The 13,315-nt window shown below is 65.5% G+C and carries 15 protein-coding genes and 1 tRNA gene; 12 read left to right on the top strand and 4 right to left on the bottom strand.

The window, feature by feature from the left end; translation table 11 throughout:
• Positions 1-167: 167 nt before the first annotated feature.
• Positions 168-1,049 (top strand): aldo/keto reductase family oxidoreductase, encoded by an 882-nt coding sequence (locus tag FV222_RS07060; protein WP_147813622.1) that lies wholly within the window; start codon positions 168-170, stop codon positions 1,047-1,049.
• A 131-nt stretch (positions 1,050-1,180) separates the two neighbouring features.
• On the opposite strand, the gene FV222_RS07055 is transcribed toward FV222_RS07060, so the two are convergent.
• Positions 1,181-1,420: a hypothetical protein gene (locus FV222_RS07055; RefSeq protein WP_147752467.1), complete on the bottom strand. Its 240-nt coding sequence runs from the start codon at positions 1,418-1,420 to the stop codon at positions 1,181-1,183.
• A gap of 217 nt (positions 1,421-1,637) precedes the next feature.
• On the opposite strand from FV222_RS07055, the gene FV222_RS07050 reads away from it, so the two are divergent.
• Positions 1,638-1,850 carry a hypothetical protein gene (locus tag FV222_RS07050; RefSeq protein ID WP_147813620.1) on the top strand — a complete coding sequence of 71 codons (213 nt, stop codon included), beginning with the start codon at positions 1,638-1,640 and terminating at the stop codon, positions 1,848-1,850.
• A gap of 58 nt (positions 1,851-1,908) precedes the next feature.
• Here the strand turns inward: FV222_RS07050 and FV222_RS07045 are convergent, their stop codons facing one another.
• The gene (locus FV222_RS07045; protein WP_238272984.1) at positions 1,909-2,187 is read right to left on the bottom strand and encodes a hypothetical protein; all 279 of its coding nucleotides are present in this window, start codon (positions 2,185-2,187) and stop codon (positions 1,909-1,911) included.
• A 495-nt stretch (positions 2,188-2,682) separates the two neighbouring features.
• Positions 2,683-2,771: transfer RNA gene (locus tag FV222_RS07040), tRNA-Ser, on the bottom strand.
• A gap of 77 nt (positions 2,772-2,848) precedes the next feature.
• Between FV222_RS07040 and FV222_RS07035 the strand changes: the two genes are divergently transcribed.
• The 7 genes from FV222_RS07035 to FV222_RS07005 all read left to right on the top strand — a co-directional run bounded on the left by FV222_RS07035 (position 2,849) and on the right by FV222_RS07005 (position 10,321).
• Entirely contained in the window at positions 2,849-4,165 is a 1,317-nt protein-coding gene (locus FV222_RS07035; protein ID WP_147813618.1) for a tyrosine-type recombinase/integrase, read from the top strand.
• Positions 4,162-4,533, top strand: coding sequence for a hypothetical protein (locus FV222_RS07030; RefSeq protein WP_147813616.1), 372 nt, complete (start codon positions 4,162-4,164; stop codon positions 4,531-4,533). Before FV222_RS07035 ends, FV222_RS07030 begins: the two co-directional genes overlap by 4 nt.
• Positions 4,534-4,636: 103 nt before the next feature.
• Positions 4,637-4,969 (top strand): hypothetical protein, encoded by a 333-nt coding sequence (locus FV222_RS07025; protein ID WP_147813614.1) that lies wholly within the window; start codon positions 4,637-4,639, stop codon positions 4,967-4,969.
• 10 nt (positions 4,970-4,979) lie between these two features.
• Positions 4,980-5,252, top strand: coding sequence for a helix-turn-helix domain-containing protein (locus tag FV222_RS07020; protein WP_147813612.1), 273 nt, complete (start codon positions 4,980-4,982; stop codon positions 5,250-5,252).
• A complete protein-coding gene (locus tag FV222_RS07015) occupies positions 5,249-5,665 on the top strand; it encodes a hypothetical protein (protein ID WP_147813610.1) in 417 nt (138 codons plus the stop codon). The genes FV222_RS07020 and FV222_RS07015 overlap by 4 nt, the downstream gene beginning before the upstream one ends.
• 39 nt (positions 5,666-5,704) lie before the next feature.
• Positions 5,705-9,499, top strand: a complete 3,795-nt coding sequence (locus FV222_RS07010; protein WP_147813608.1) for a hypothetical protein — start codon at positions 5,705-5,707, stop codon at positions 9,497-9,499.
• A gap of 486 nt (positions 9,500-9,985) precedes the next feature.
• Positions 9,986-10,321: a hypothetical protein gene (locus tag FV222_RS07005; protein ID WP_147813606.1), complete on the top strand. Its 336-nt coding sequence runs from the start codon at positions 9,986-9,988 to the stop codon at positions 10,319-10,321.
• Here the strand turns inward: FV222_RS07005 and FV222_RS07000 are convergent.
• Positions 10,300-10,983 carry a recombinase family protein gene (locus FV222_RS07000; RefSeq protein WP_246685354.1) on the bottom strand — a complete coding sequence of 228 codons (684 nt, stop codon included), beginning with the start codon at positions 10,981-10,983 and terminating at the stop codon, positions 10,300-10,302. The genes FV222_RS07005 and FV222_RS07000 overlap by 22 nt on opposite strands.
• Before the next feature lie 933 nt (positions 10,984-11,916).
• On the opposite strand from FV222_RS07000, the gene FV222_RS06995 reads away from it, so the two are divergent.
• The 3 genes from FV222_RS06995 to FV222_RS29390 form a co-directional block, all read left to right on the top strand.
• Positions 11,917-12,240: a hypothetical protein gene (locus FV222_RS06995; protein WP_147813604.1), complete on the top strand. Its 324-nt coding sequence runs from the start codon at positions 11,917-11,919 to the stop codon at positions 12,238-12,240.
• Positions 12,237-12,707, top strand: a complete 471-nt coding sequence (locus FV222_RS06990; RefSeq protein ID WP_147813602.1) for a hypothetical protein — start codon at positions 12,237-12,239, stop codon at positions 12,705-12,707. The genes FV222_RS06995 and FV222_RS06990 overlap by 4 nt, the downstream gene beginning before the upstream one ends.
• A gap of 10 nt (positions 12,708-12,717) precedes the next feature.
• Positions 12,718-13,315, top strand: a 598-nt coding sequence (locus tag FV222_RS29390; protein ID WP_187277244.1) for a hypothetical protein, incomplete at its 3' end; no start/stop codon positions are given.

The following is a 13,315-nucleotide window of genomic DNA, read 5'->3' as shown; positions in this document are numbered from 1 at the left end:
CGCGGGCGCCGTCCCGGAAGCCGCCGGCCCGCGCCACGGCGACGAAGGCCGCCAAGTCCGCGAGGTGTGTCGCCATCGTTCGAAATCCCGAACAGCCCGTACCGAGAATGCCTGCTTATCCGATCAATCGCGCCCGTCTACATCCCGGGCGGCAAGGGAGATTAGACATGACCATGATCGCATCGGCCGGGACGTTCGCGCTCGGACATCGCACCGTGAAGCGGATCGGATACGGCGCCATGCAGCTTGCCGGGCCGGGCGTGTTCGGGCCGCCGAAGGATCGCCGGGCGGCGGTCGCGGTGCTGCGGGAGGCGGTGGCGCAGGGCGTCGACCACATCGACACCAGCGACTTCTACGGACCGCACGTGACCAACCAGCTGATCCGCGAGGCGCTGCATCCGTACCCCGACGACCTGGTGATCGTCACCAAGGTCGGCGCAAGGCGCGGCCCCGACGCCTCGTGGAACCCGGCCTTCGCGGCGGACGAGCTGGTGCAGGCGGTCCACGACAACCTGCGCCATCTCGGCCTCGACGTCCTCGACGTGGTCAACCTGCGCCTGATGTTCGACGTGCACGGGCCGGCCGAAGGCGCGATCGAGGCGCCGCTCACGGTGCTGGCGGACCTGCAGCGGCAAGGCTTGATCCGCAGCATCGGCCTCAGCAACGCGACGCGGCGACAGGTGGCGGACGCGCGGCGCATCACGGACATCGTCTGCGTGCAGAACCAGTTCAACCTCGCGTACCGAGACGACGACGCCCTGATCGACGAACTCGCGGGCGCCGGCACCGCCTACGTTCCGTTCTTCCCGCTCGGGGGCTTCAGCCCGCTGCAATCCGAGACGCTGTCCGCGGTCGCCGGACGCTTGGGCGCGACGCCGATGCAGGTCGCCCTGGCCTGGCTGCTACGGCGATCGCCCAACGTGCTGCTGATCCCCGGCACGTCGTCGATCGAGCACCTGCGCCAGAACCTCGCCTCAGCCCGCCTGACGCTGCCCGACGACGTCCTCGCCGAGCTCGACGCGATCACGCCTGCGAGCGAGGGCGCCTGAACCGCTTCATCGCGCACCCCGTCCGGCGGGTGATCTCGCCGGGCGGCCTTGCGCCCGTGCGTCCTGACGCACGCTTCGGATCGCGGGCGGGGCGACGGCGCCCGACCGGCTGCCGTCGCGGAGAGCGGGTGTCAGGCAGCCAAAGGCAGGGCGGCGATCGATCCTTCGACGATCGGGGCGACGTCCCTAGGCCCGAACAGCAGCTGATAGATCGCGGCCGGCGTGCGCGCCTGACCGTTGGCGTCGACGATCCGGACATCGGATAGACCGGAGGCCTGCAGCGAGAGGCCTTGCTCCAGGGCGTCCAGCATTGAAGTGTAGTGGTGCGAGAACCGTTGTGCCGAGATGCGAGCGGTGACGGTGAAGTTCACGGACGCCAATCCTGACTGTCGCGCTCGGCCGGCGGCCCCATGGCCGTGATCCGAGACATAGCGATGGATGAAGGGAGGATCACGGGACAGGACCGGCGCGGCACTGAAATCCGCCGCGTCGCCTGATGAACCCTGCCTCGCAGGCAATAGAGGCGGTTGGTTGACGAAAACTTAGCCCAGTATGGCGGGGGCGTGTCTTTTTCGATTGTGAGGGGTCGTGACCCGGAAAACGCTGCTCGACCAGATCAACGCGATCCAGATGGCCCGCACCTACTGCCTCTTGGTGAACGCCGATCCCGACGCGATCGTCGCGGGCTACTTCGTCGACGCGACCGGCCAGCGACGACGCGTCAGCAAAGCCCGCTGGCGCTGGTATCGCGACATCGCCGAACCACCCCCTCCGAAGCTGCCGGAGCCTACCGGGACCTGAGCCGGTTCGATACCGAACGCCGCGGCTTTCACGGTCCGGCGTGACGACCGGGCGGCCTCTACTTCCGCGCCGCCATCAAATCGTGCGTCAGGACGGTCAACTTGCCGATCAGGCCGGTGATGTCGGCCCCCTTGCACGACCATTGCGTGCCGACCGCCTCGCCATCCGCGGACACGGACACGACGGCGACCGAGCGCAGCTTGCCTTCGCGCGCCAGGTCGAGCTGGTCCTGCAGCACGGCGATGATGGAGGCGGTGTCCGCATCCGCGACCGCAGCGGAGATCCGCGCAGGAAACGGCACGACGACCCCGGCATCCGCTTGTTCGTTCATCGCCATCACGCCCTCGCCTGCCCCGAATGAGGAGCCGAGGCTTGTGCGACTGTCAGGGACAAAGTGTGGCAGCGTGTCCGTGTCGACGAACGTCGATCCCCAGTGTGGCTGCCAGAGCACTCAGGCATCAGGACCGCAGGGTTTTGAAATCCTATTGGACCGCTTCTCGGCGTCGAGCCGACACCGAGGCAACCCCCGGTGCTTTCGGATCGCGCGCCACGCGTCGAACAGCGAGCGCGGAAGTCGAACCTCGGCTACGCGGTCGTGCAGACCCAGGATCATGTCCGGCGCTGCATTCGAGAGCGCTGTACGGACGATTCAATGCAGTCTGTCGAAGCGGTCAGACCGAACGGCGGCGGGCTCGACGCGGAAGCGCTCGATGATCCGGATCGTGGCGGGAGATGCCATGTTGGGCGCAACGCCCTCAGCGAGGCCGGAAGACGCCCGATGAGAAGTCTCTCATGCGACAGGCGCAAGAATCAGCGCAAAGCTTGGATGTGTTGGCGCGCCCTGCGGGAGTCGAACCCGCCTCTTCAGCGTGAAAGGCTAATGACGAGCCTGTTGTGAGATCCATGACAAACCTTTTACGCTGACAGGGCTAGGTTTTTTCGATCACCTCTCTCATACCTCGTTTGTTCCTCTGTGTGAGCTGAGTGTGGGACGGGGCATGGCGCAGGCATCGATCGTCGACAGTCCCGCGAAGCGCGCGCGACTGCAGGCTGCGAAGAACCCTTACTGGCAGGGGATCGCCGGCGCCCGGAAAGGCGTATCGCTTGGCTATCGTAAACCGCAGCGCGGACCCGGGACTTGGACCGCGAAGCTCGTTCTCGACGGCCACCGTCGGGAAGCTCGGCTCGCGCAGGCCGATGACGCGGGGGCCGACGCCGGCGCCCTCCCCTACCCGGCGGCTGTGACATCAGCGATGGAGTGGGCGCGCAGCGAGCTGCGGAAGATCGAGGGGATCGACGAGGCGGCCGCGCAGCCTTCGACCCCGATCACGGTCGCAACCGCATTGGAGGCCTACGTCCTGGCTTTCACGGCGCGGAAGAAAACGCCGCGGAACTACATGGCCGGCTTGCTCAAGAAGCATGTGCTGTCCGACGAGACGTTCGCGAGAACGCCGCTTGCGAAGCTCACGTCAGAGAAGATCGTCGCCTGGCGCAAGCGGCTCGCGCCCAACCTCTCCGGCCGGTCGGTCAACTGGATTTTGACCGTCACGCGCGCCGCTCTCAACCACGCTGCCGATCAGCACCGTCGCGTGCTGCCGCCGAATCTAGCCGTCGAGATCAAGGTCGGCACGAAGTCCGTTCCGAACGATACGAATGCCCGGAAGCAAATCCTGGCCGACGCTGACATACGGCGTCTGATCGCTGGTGCGTTCGCGGTCGACGAGACCGGCGACTTCGGCCGCTTGATCCTATGCCTCGCGGCGACCGGTGCCCGGTTCTCGCAGGTCGCGCGGATCACAGTGGCCGATGTCCAGGTCGAACGCAGTCGGATCATGGTCCCGCCGGCTAGGAAAGGACGGCCCGGGAAGACGCCGGTTCCAATCGCAGTGCCAGTTGGCGCCGATGTCATCGCCGGGCTGCAGCCAGCCCTGGCTGGACGCTTGGGGCACGAACCCCTGCTCCTGCGCTGGACGAAGAAGCAGGTTGGGCCTCGCGAATGGATCAAGACCGAACGCGGCCCTTGGTTGGAGTCGTCGACTGGCCGCGATCATTGGGCCAAGGCACGCGCGCACGCCGGCCTGCCCGCTGACGTCGTGATGTACACCTTTCGCCACAGCTCGATCGTCCGTGGGCTCTGCGCGCGTCTGCCGGTCCGTCTCGTAGCGGCACTGCACGACACCAGCGTCGGAATGATTGAGGCCCACTACTCGGCCTACATTGTCGATGCGACCGAGGATCTCGTTCGACCGACACTGGTTCCGCTTGCTCCTGCCGAGCCGGCGCAGCTGCGCCCGGTCGCCGTGGTGGCGGCGTGAAACTGAAAGCAACCAGGGGCCTAACGAAGGCCGGCAAGCGCAAGGGCCGGCCGCCAAAATATCTGACGCAGGTCGATCTCGATCATCCGGCCCATAGGGTAGGCCCGAGGCTCAATCGGCGGAAGCCGCAGCGGCCGGTCAGCGACACGCTGCTGAGGATCAAGCTTTTTTCGCCAAAACACCAAGCTGCAGCCAGTACACAGTACGCCCTCGCGTACAGCATCCTCACTGAGGACAGCGAGGCCAAGCCATCGCCGGAGCAGGTCAGAGCTATGATCGCTCGTATCCGTCGTGTTGGCGGGGAGGCTATCGACAAGCTGTTGGGTCGAAGCATGGCACAAAGCATTTCTCGAAAAACCCAGAAATAACAGCGTTTTGCGTATGTTTGCAGGTTGTTGTCCGACTTTGCGGACAGCGGCTTCATCATGCTTATAATTCATCTCCAGGCCAGAGCATCCTGGAGAAGACACAGTGCCCCAAGCAGCATTATTGTCGCGGCCGAAGTCGCGGCTGATCAAACACAGCACGCTACCAAGTAAACATTCTGCTGCCGAGATATACTGGCGAGATCGTCCCTATCAGCAGCTCGGCACGGCCAGCGAGATCGCGCAGATCTCGGAAGGCGCTCTCTACGCGGCCGAGAAAAACGGGCTGCTGACATTCGTCAGGCTTGCAGGACGAACGCTCGTCGAAACGGCCAGCTTGGTCGCTTTCCTCGATCGTGCCGAGCCATGGACGCCGTCGGAACGCGGTGCTGCCGGTCGGGCGAAGCGCGCCGAAATCGCACGCTCGGCGCTGCGGTAAGGGGCCCGTGATGGACGATCTTAGCTTCATCATCGGTCGCGATGGCGCCGGCGGGTACCGCGTCGCTCCGGTGCCTCAGATCCCGCATCAGAGCGTTCCCAGCCGGCGCACTGCAGGGAACATGACGGTAGAGGAGTTCGCCTTCTACGTTCGCGTCTCGCGAGCGACTGCGTGGCGGCTGCTCAAGCGCGGTGCCGTTGCACGGACGCGCGTCGGCGGTCGAACCTTCATTTTGCTGGCCGATGCTGACGCCTTCCTCAAGCGCAACCGGGAGGGTGCATGACATTCGCTGCACCCGGGGCAAGCCTGGACGAGGGTTGGTCGCCTACCGAACCGCTGCTGCTTCTCAGCCAGGCTGACTTTGCTGTCGGAGATGCGCAGCATTTCGACCCGCATTCCAGCAAGCGCTCAGCTCTGCGTTCCGTTTACGCATCGGACATTCCTCCCGCTTGGTCGTACCCCGCCGAACAAGCGTGTGCGCGAGCCGTACCAAAAGACCTTCGGATGCTGATCCTGCGGACGCGTAGCCGGATCACGCTGCGCATCATACTCTCTGTGCCTTCAGAGTTCAGAACGGACACCGAGCAAAACGTGCAAAGCGTCCTCTATCTGGTGGCCGAACTTGCTCCCGGCTTAGGCCGCGTCATCGCCGTACTTGAAGGAAGAGCCGACATCCGGCGCTCTGTGCTGGACTGACGCATGACAACGATTACGCAACTCCGGACCCGCGGGCCGGTGCTGGCGAAGCGCTGGCATCGAAGCCCCGACGGCACGCCGATCGAGACCGGTTACCATGTGGCGGCCGTCTACTCCGTCGCGGAGCACCCGGTCGCCTCGATCTTCGACACAGCTCGGGTGCTCGACGGCATCGCGGCGGACAGCCGATCATGCGTGATCCGGGGCCGCCCGAAGCCGACTTGCGATCGCACAGGAACCCGTCGCCTGAAGGCGCACTTCGACGATGCGGCGCAGAGCTGGTCGGCGCATGACTTCGACAGCATCGATTCTCCCGACTGGCTCGACTGGCGTTCGGAACCTGCCGCAGCAGCTGCTCACCTGCGATCGCTTCTCCCGGTCGCGTTCCATGACGTGACCTGCTGGTGGAGCTTCACCGGCTCGCAGGGCTTCAAGCACGGCCTGCGAATGCGCCTGGTCTTCTGGCACGATCTGCCGCTGACCTGCGCCGAGCTGAAGCTATGGCTCGGGGAGCGCCAACCGGAGCCGAGCCTGCCGCGTTCGAAGTGGCCGAAGCTCTACCCCGTCGATGCACAGCTCTATTCCAGAGTGCAGCAGATTTTCACGGCCGCCCCCGTGCTCGCCAACGGTGTGCCTGATCCGGTTCCAGTGCGCTCGGGGGTTCTTGCTGGGCGGACCGATATGGTGCCGACGCCATGGCCAATCGTGCCGCGCTTCGGTGCGCCGGCTGTCGAGGCAGCGGCGGCGCAAGCCGCGGCGGTTCCGCGCGATCATGCCGGCGCCGGGTACGCCTACCACCGGGGGCGCATCGGCGACGATGGCGGCGGCTTCCATACTCCGATGCTCTCTGCTGCCTCGGCTTGGGTCGCCGAGCATGGCGCGAGCACCGACCCAGCGCCGCTGCTCGCCGATCTGACGGCCGCAGCGCAGTCTGCCGTCGAGGGACTTGGGCCTGACCGCTGCGCCGACGTCGCGGACCGCGTGGCGAACCTGCCGCGCATGATCGAATGGATACGCGGGCAACAGCTCGCCACTGAGAAACAGCGCAACGCGATCGGGGCGCCGTGCACACCCGTGAGCACACTGCCGACCCTGACGCTCCTCGAGGCCGAGGCTGCGCTGCAAAAAGTCGTTGCGGACGCCTTCGCACGCACCCGGCAGTTCTTGGAGTTCGGCGAGTTCTTCTACGATCCGCCGCGTGTCGGGATCGGCGCCGGCATCGGGATCGGCAAGACGGAGGCCGCGATCCGCGAGGCTGTCAGGCTCGTCGCGGACCGGCCAGGCGTGCGCATCGCCTTCGCTGTTCCGACACACAAGACCGGTGACGACATTGCTGCGCGGCTGAACGCGGCCGCGGGTTCGCGGATCGCCGCGAGTTGGCGCGGCATCGGGCAGCCCGATCCGCTCCAGCCCGGATGCAGCATGTGTCGGGTGCCGGAGCTTGTCGGTGCCGTCCGGCGGAGCGGTGGCGGCGTGCGGGATGTGTGTGGCGGCCCTCAGCGGGGTTGGTGCCGCCACAACCCACGACGCCCCGGCGTCACGCCGGTCGAGGCGTGCGGCTATCGCCAGCAGATCGGCCGTGGTGTCGCTGTGTGGGTCATCCCGCATGCCATGCTGGCGGGCGCTCCGCCGGCGGGACTGCCGGAGTTCGATATGCTGGTGATCGACGAAGCGCCATGGCTGTCGCTTCTCGGCGGCTTCGACATCAACGCCCCGGTCCGCATCCCGATCGATGACGTGGTGCGAAGGCACGTCCTGGGCACACCCGACTGCCTAGCAACGCTCGTCCATGCCTCCGCGGCGGACAAGCTGCGGACTGCCCTCGCCGGCCAGGACGGTCTGCTTCGACGTGCGCCTCTCGTCGAAGCGGGGCTCGGCGTGTTCGCGGTTCGGCACAGCGCTGGCGAGGTATGGCGGGCTGGGAGCAAGCCGGAGATCCGGCGCGAGCTGCCGCAGGCTGAGGCGCTCGCCGCCCTGAACGCGAGCCTTGAGCGCACGCCGCCGGTGGCGACGATCGCGAGGGCATTGCGTCTTATCGCCGACTTCCTTGCGAGCGGCCAGGACGTGGCGCCCGAGACGCTTCGCATCGAGCATGATGCGGAAGGGGTGCGCTGCCTGCGCCTCAAGTGGCGGAGTGACATACACTCCGGCTGGTCCGCTGGCCCGGTGCTGTACCTCGACGCGACGCTTGTTCCCGAGCTTGCGCGGTTGTGGTTGCCAGCTCTGGACGTGGCGACGGAAGTCCGCGCACGCGAAACCGCTGTTCGTCGTGTTCAGGTGATCGATCGTCAGAACGGGAAGACGGGGCTCGTCTACAAGTGTGAGGACGCCTCCGCTGCGCAAATGCAGCATCACCGGGTCAGGCGAATTCGCAGGCTGATCGAGACGCTTGCGTTCACGTTCCGCGGTAAGGGCGCGGCCGGTGGCCCGGATGTCGTCGTGGTGACATACAAAGGCATCGTCGCGCGCCTGCGGGCAGACATGCCGGCGAACGTCGCGTTCGGCAACTTCAACGGCACGCGCGGCTACGACGGCTGGAAGAGCTGCGCGGTCGTTGTCGTGATCGGGCGCCCCCTGCCGGCTCAGCGCGACGTCGCAACGATGGCTGCCGTCGCAAGCGGGAGGCGGAGCGACGCTGCCGGCTTGCCGTATGACGTCGCTGCTCCATCCGCACTGACCATGCGCGATGGAACAGGGCGCCGTGTGACGATGGCTCGGCACCCAGACGGCAGCATCGACGTGTTCCGTCAGCAAATCCTGTCGGAGGTCGAACAAGCCGAGGGTCGGGCTCGTGGCGTGCGGCGCTCGTTGCAGTCACCGCTGCTCTCTATCATCCTGACGGCGCATCCTACCGAGCTGCCCGTCGACAGCGCCGTCGCCCAAGACGAGATCCTCAACAGCATCGGGATCGCCGCTCATCTCGCCGCGCGCGGGATCGTGCCTGGGAATTCGCAGGACGCTGCCGCGGTATTGGCAGATGACTTCGATGGGGCCGGTGATCGCGCTGCCGCCTTGCGTAAACGTATGTCAGATGCGGGCTGCGCCGGCGCTTTGGAGCGCATCGTTACGGGTTCAGGGCCGCTCGGGTTCGAACCTGTGAGTTCCCTGTATAGAGTACTATATACAGGGAACTCACAGGTTCGCGGCGAGGCGCTCGAACCAGCTCCGGAATGCTTCTCAACCTTCCGGGCTTATCGCTACCGGCGAGCGGATTGCCGGAAATCCAGCGTTGCACTGATTGACATACACCGGCATGCCGAGCCGGCCGCGGCGCTTGCTGCGGTCGTCGGTCCGTTAGCGAGTTTCAAGCGGATCGCAGCGCCGGCTTGGCTCATCGATGCCAAAGCACGGGTGACATACGATCAACCCGAGCGCTGGTTTCCGCCGGCTCCTTCGGTCTTCACGACGATCCTTGGCACGGATCACTGCTCACGCGATGCGGCGTCGCTCATGCTGCCGGTTGCCGAGGACATTCTGTCCGTCAGACGCCGCGGCGCACTCGTCAGCATGCACTTCTACGGCGCGCCCCACGGCGTTCCATTGATCCTTATCCGCACGGCAGGTGCTTCGTGGCCGCCTGGTTCTGGCCGGAGCGAGCGCAAGTCCGTGTCGCTGCCTGCCGCATCGGTGTTTTCGGCCGAGGACATCGCTGCTGCTGTCGACGTGCCGTGGCCAAGCATCCTCGACCTGATGGCTGACATACACGCGCAAGAACGCGTGCGTGCCGTCGGCTTCGATCGGGCAGCTGTCGAGATCATCACTGATCGTGTCGGAACGCGACGCTTAAGCACCGCAGTCGCCGGACTTAGCAGTCGATCCGACCATAATTCATGAGGAGGTAGTAGGAATGCCGGGCAGAAAACGGTCGGCGCGACAGCGCGAACGCGACCACAGCGCCGAGTTCCAGGCGGCAAGGATACGCGGCCTCCGGAAGTGTTGGGAAGTCCAGGCAACGCTGCCGCGCTGTGGCGCGCATGCGCGATCCACCGGTGAGCCGTGTCGCGCCTATGCTTTGGCGAACGGCCGCTGCCGCTGTCATGGCGGTTTGGTGCCGAAAGGGCCTGGCGCCTGGCACAAGCCGCAGCGGACCGGCGCGCCCGGTCTCGCGAAATGGGCTCGGAAGGAAGAGACGCTCGCGAAGCGCGAGGTGCAGCGGCAGCGTCGCGTTGAAGCGATGACGCCAGAGCAGCGCGCAGCCTATCACAAGTGGCACCGCGATCATCCAACCGGCTACCGGGGCGCTCCGCAGCAGATCACGCGGGAGTTCTTAGCCCAGCTGATGCGAGAGCCTGACGCGCCACGTAACGAAGGGTCGAAGCGATGAACGGGCGCCAGCACAAACGCGAAATCGAAGCGGCGGAAGACGACGCGCTCGAACTTCTCAAGACCAGGGGCCTAAGAGCTGCTGCGCATGCGCTCATCAGCGTGTGCGAAGATCCAAACGCCACGGCGCAGGCCAAGGCAACCGCTGGACGAACCATCTGCGAGGTGACCGGCATGCTGAAGAAAGCGGCTAAGGACCGTGAGCCGGAGGCAATGGATCTCTCCATTGATCAGATCCGCGCGCTAATCGCCGACGTCGACCGAGCTGTCGAGTTGAACGAGGCGCAGGTCGATGTGGAGGAAGAGACTGCTCAGGACAGTGTGTTGGATTGATCGCCCTTGGCGATCTTGCTGAGTGTCGCCAGCGCGAGCTTCTGGCCGTGCTGGCGCTCGATCTCCGCAGCGATTGAGCGCAGCGGTGCGCCGCCGGCAGAGAGGCGGCGTACCTCGGCAATCACCGCCTGCTGCTCGGGCACGGCTTCAAGGGCTCCGGTGTCCGACACGCGGACGCCATAAGGCACCTTGCCACCGAGATAGCGGCCGCGGCCCTTTTGATCTTCCTTCACGACAGCGATGCGCTCGCGGATACGATCACGTTCGGCCTCGGCGACGGCGCTGAGGATTGTGAAAACGAGCTTCGAGATCCCGTTTCCTGTCACGTCGCCGCCGAGATCGATCATGTGCAGACTGACGCCGCGAGCTTTGAGCTTGGCCAGCACGTCGAGGGCGTTGAGCGACGAGCGGAACATCCGATCGAGCTTCGCGGTGATCACGACGTCGCCGGGACCGAGTGCTGCGAGGAGCTTGGCGCCCTCCGGCCGCTCGCCGAGCGGCTTCGACCCAGAAACGCCGCGTTCGATGAACATCGCATCGAGCGCGAGGCCGTTCATCATGGCGTAGCCCTCGATCGTCCGGCGCTGGACGTCCAGGCTCTCGCCCTCATTTGCTTGGCGGTCGGTTGAGACCCGCGCGTATCCGTAAACCGCCATGACCATCTCCGTTCACTTGTTCGCTTGCATCAATCCGTATCACAGGTGTTCATGTTTGTTCAAGCGCTTTAGCAAGTGAACAGGCGGGACCGAAAAAGGGATGACGTTTGCTGCTGATTGGTCGTCACGGGGCGTCGGCAGAGCGCTCTCCGCCCTCGCTCCCCACCAGGCTAGTGCACGCTCGGCACGCCGCCTGATGGCGGCACGCTCAGTGTGCTTTGCATAGCTCTCGACCTCGCCGAGGTGAAAGGCGATCGTACTCGCACGCGCGCGTCGCCGGCCGCAGGCGGCCAAGTCGCGGATTGAGCGCAGAAGATCCGAAGCCTCGAATTCGCGCTGCTCTTGGGCTGACAAAAAACGTTGAGCGGGCATGTCACCTCCTGCAATTCAGATGCAGATCAACAATCTTTACCTGTGCAATGTCTGTCAATAATAAAAAAATCGACATACAAAACGGACAAAGCATTTGTATTATATCAATATATGCGAATTTAATTTAACAATCGAGTTGTAATATTAGATAGAATGGATCCGTAATGTTGATCCACCTCTGGGGTCACCCCCTGGGGCACACCGCCGCAAAATGCAGAGCTGGCACCAGCGGTCCGAAAAAAATTGTGCGATTTCTGAAGTTTCGAGTCTCAGGTAGTCTCAACAAGTCTCAGTCTAAGCGCACTACGCCAGCACCAGCGTTGCCGAAATCCAGAAAATCAGCTAAGTTTCTGCTAATAAATGCGGATCTTGCCTTGCATGGATGTTGTTCGAGCTGCTTAGGCGGCTGAAGCCCTCGCCGAACTGAGCCCGGCAGCGGCATCTGCGCTGCAGGCGCTCCGTCGCGCCGGGCAGCCGGCCGATACCGCCGCACAGCTGCTGACTGCGTTCGACATCATCCTGGCGGAGCATACGGGGCCGACCATCTCGGCTGCCGTGTTCGCTGCCATGATCGAGGCGCTTGAAACCGCCGGCGCTGCGGCGCTCGATGTGCTGCACGCCAGCCTTCTGCGATCCAAAATCCAAGCGTGCACAGAAGCGGCGGCGGGGCTCATCTGCTTCTGGGCGCTTCCGCCGGTGGAACGTCGGCCCGTCCTCGCGGGATCGCATGCGGACAGCGTCGCGCTGGTGCGCATCTTCCGCAACACGCTCGAGAGCCTGATCCTGGTCGAACAGCTGCACGCCAGCGCAGCAGCGCGGCGTCAAACGATCGTCGACCGGATCAAGGCCGAGGCCCTCGGCGCATCCTCGATGACGGGAGGGGTCGCATGACGCCCGAAGGTACACCCGACTTCCTCGCAACCGCGACGGCGCACCTGATGCTCGCCGCCACGGGCAACGACGTGGCGGGCAACCTCGACGCGGCGCTGCGCACGATCCTGACCGCGGCGAGCCGGCCCGATACGCCGCTGGTGGCGCGCGAGGCTGTCGAGATGGCGCGGGCCGCGCTCGCCGGTGTGTCCGAGGCTGTGGCCGAGCACTTCGGTGACTATCCCTGCCCCGGGACGGTCAACATCGCCCTCGCCAGCGCCGGCAACGTCCTCCGCACGCTGCAGCTGCCGCCCGACGCTGTGTCGGCGGACGATCGCGCGATGCTGCCGGTGTGGTTCGATTGGACCGCCGTGCTTCTGGCCGAGATGGACTGGACCACGCGCTACCGGCGGCTCTCCGCCCGGGTCGGTCGCGACTTCAACGGCTACGGGCCTGCGCCGTCGCCCCCGCCGCGCAAGCTGCACTGAAAGGCCCCCGATGTCCGGAATCCGACTGAGCCGATTCTACAACGACCCGAACATCGGCAAGGGGTTCGAGAACCTCGCCGGCGCCTTCGCCCCGCCGGATGCGACAGATATGCTGGCTGGGCAGAAAGCGGTGGAACTGCGGGACAAAGGTGCACGGCTGGCCGAGCTGTACGCGAACCCAAGTGATCCGAACTACGATCGGCGCGCGACGCTGCTCGGTCTGCAGACCGGGGCCTCGAGCCTCGAGGCGGTCGGGCTCAACAACGCGACGACGCGGGCGACGAACGCGGCCGACAACGCGCGGGCGCTCGCCACGAACGCCAACACGACCCGCGGCTCGACGATCGCCAGCCTGTACGGTGCGCTGTCGCCCGGGCAGATCCGCCCGGCGGTACCGGACACCATCGCTGGCACGATCGGCCTGCCGCCGGTGGCGGAGGCCCGTGGCGCCGATCCGGCCGAAACCGAGGCTACGCTGAAGGCGAAGATCCTCGGCGGCCTTCCGCCGGCGGAGCAGCGTGCGTCCGTGCTCGGCAGCGTCCCGACGGAGAACATCGCCACACCGCAGGGGCCGCGCATCGCCTTCCGGCCGGATGCCGTCGGGCAGC

The organism is Methylobacterium sp. WL103, assembly GCF_008039885.1.
Lineage (GTDB): Bacteria > Pseudomonadota > Alphaproteobacteria > Rhizobiales > Beijerinckiaceae > Methylobacterium > Methylobacterium cerastii.
Note: the sequence above shows the minus strand (reverse complement) of the source record. Positions and strands in the feature narration are given on the sequence as shown.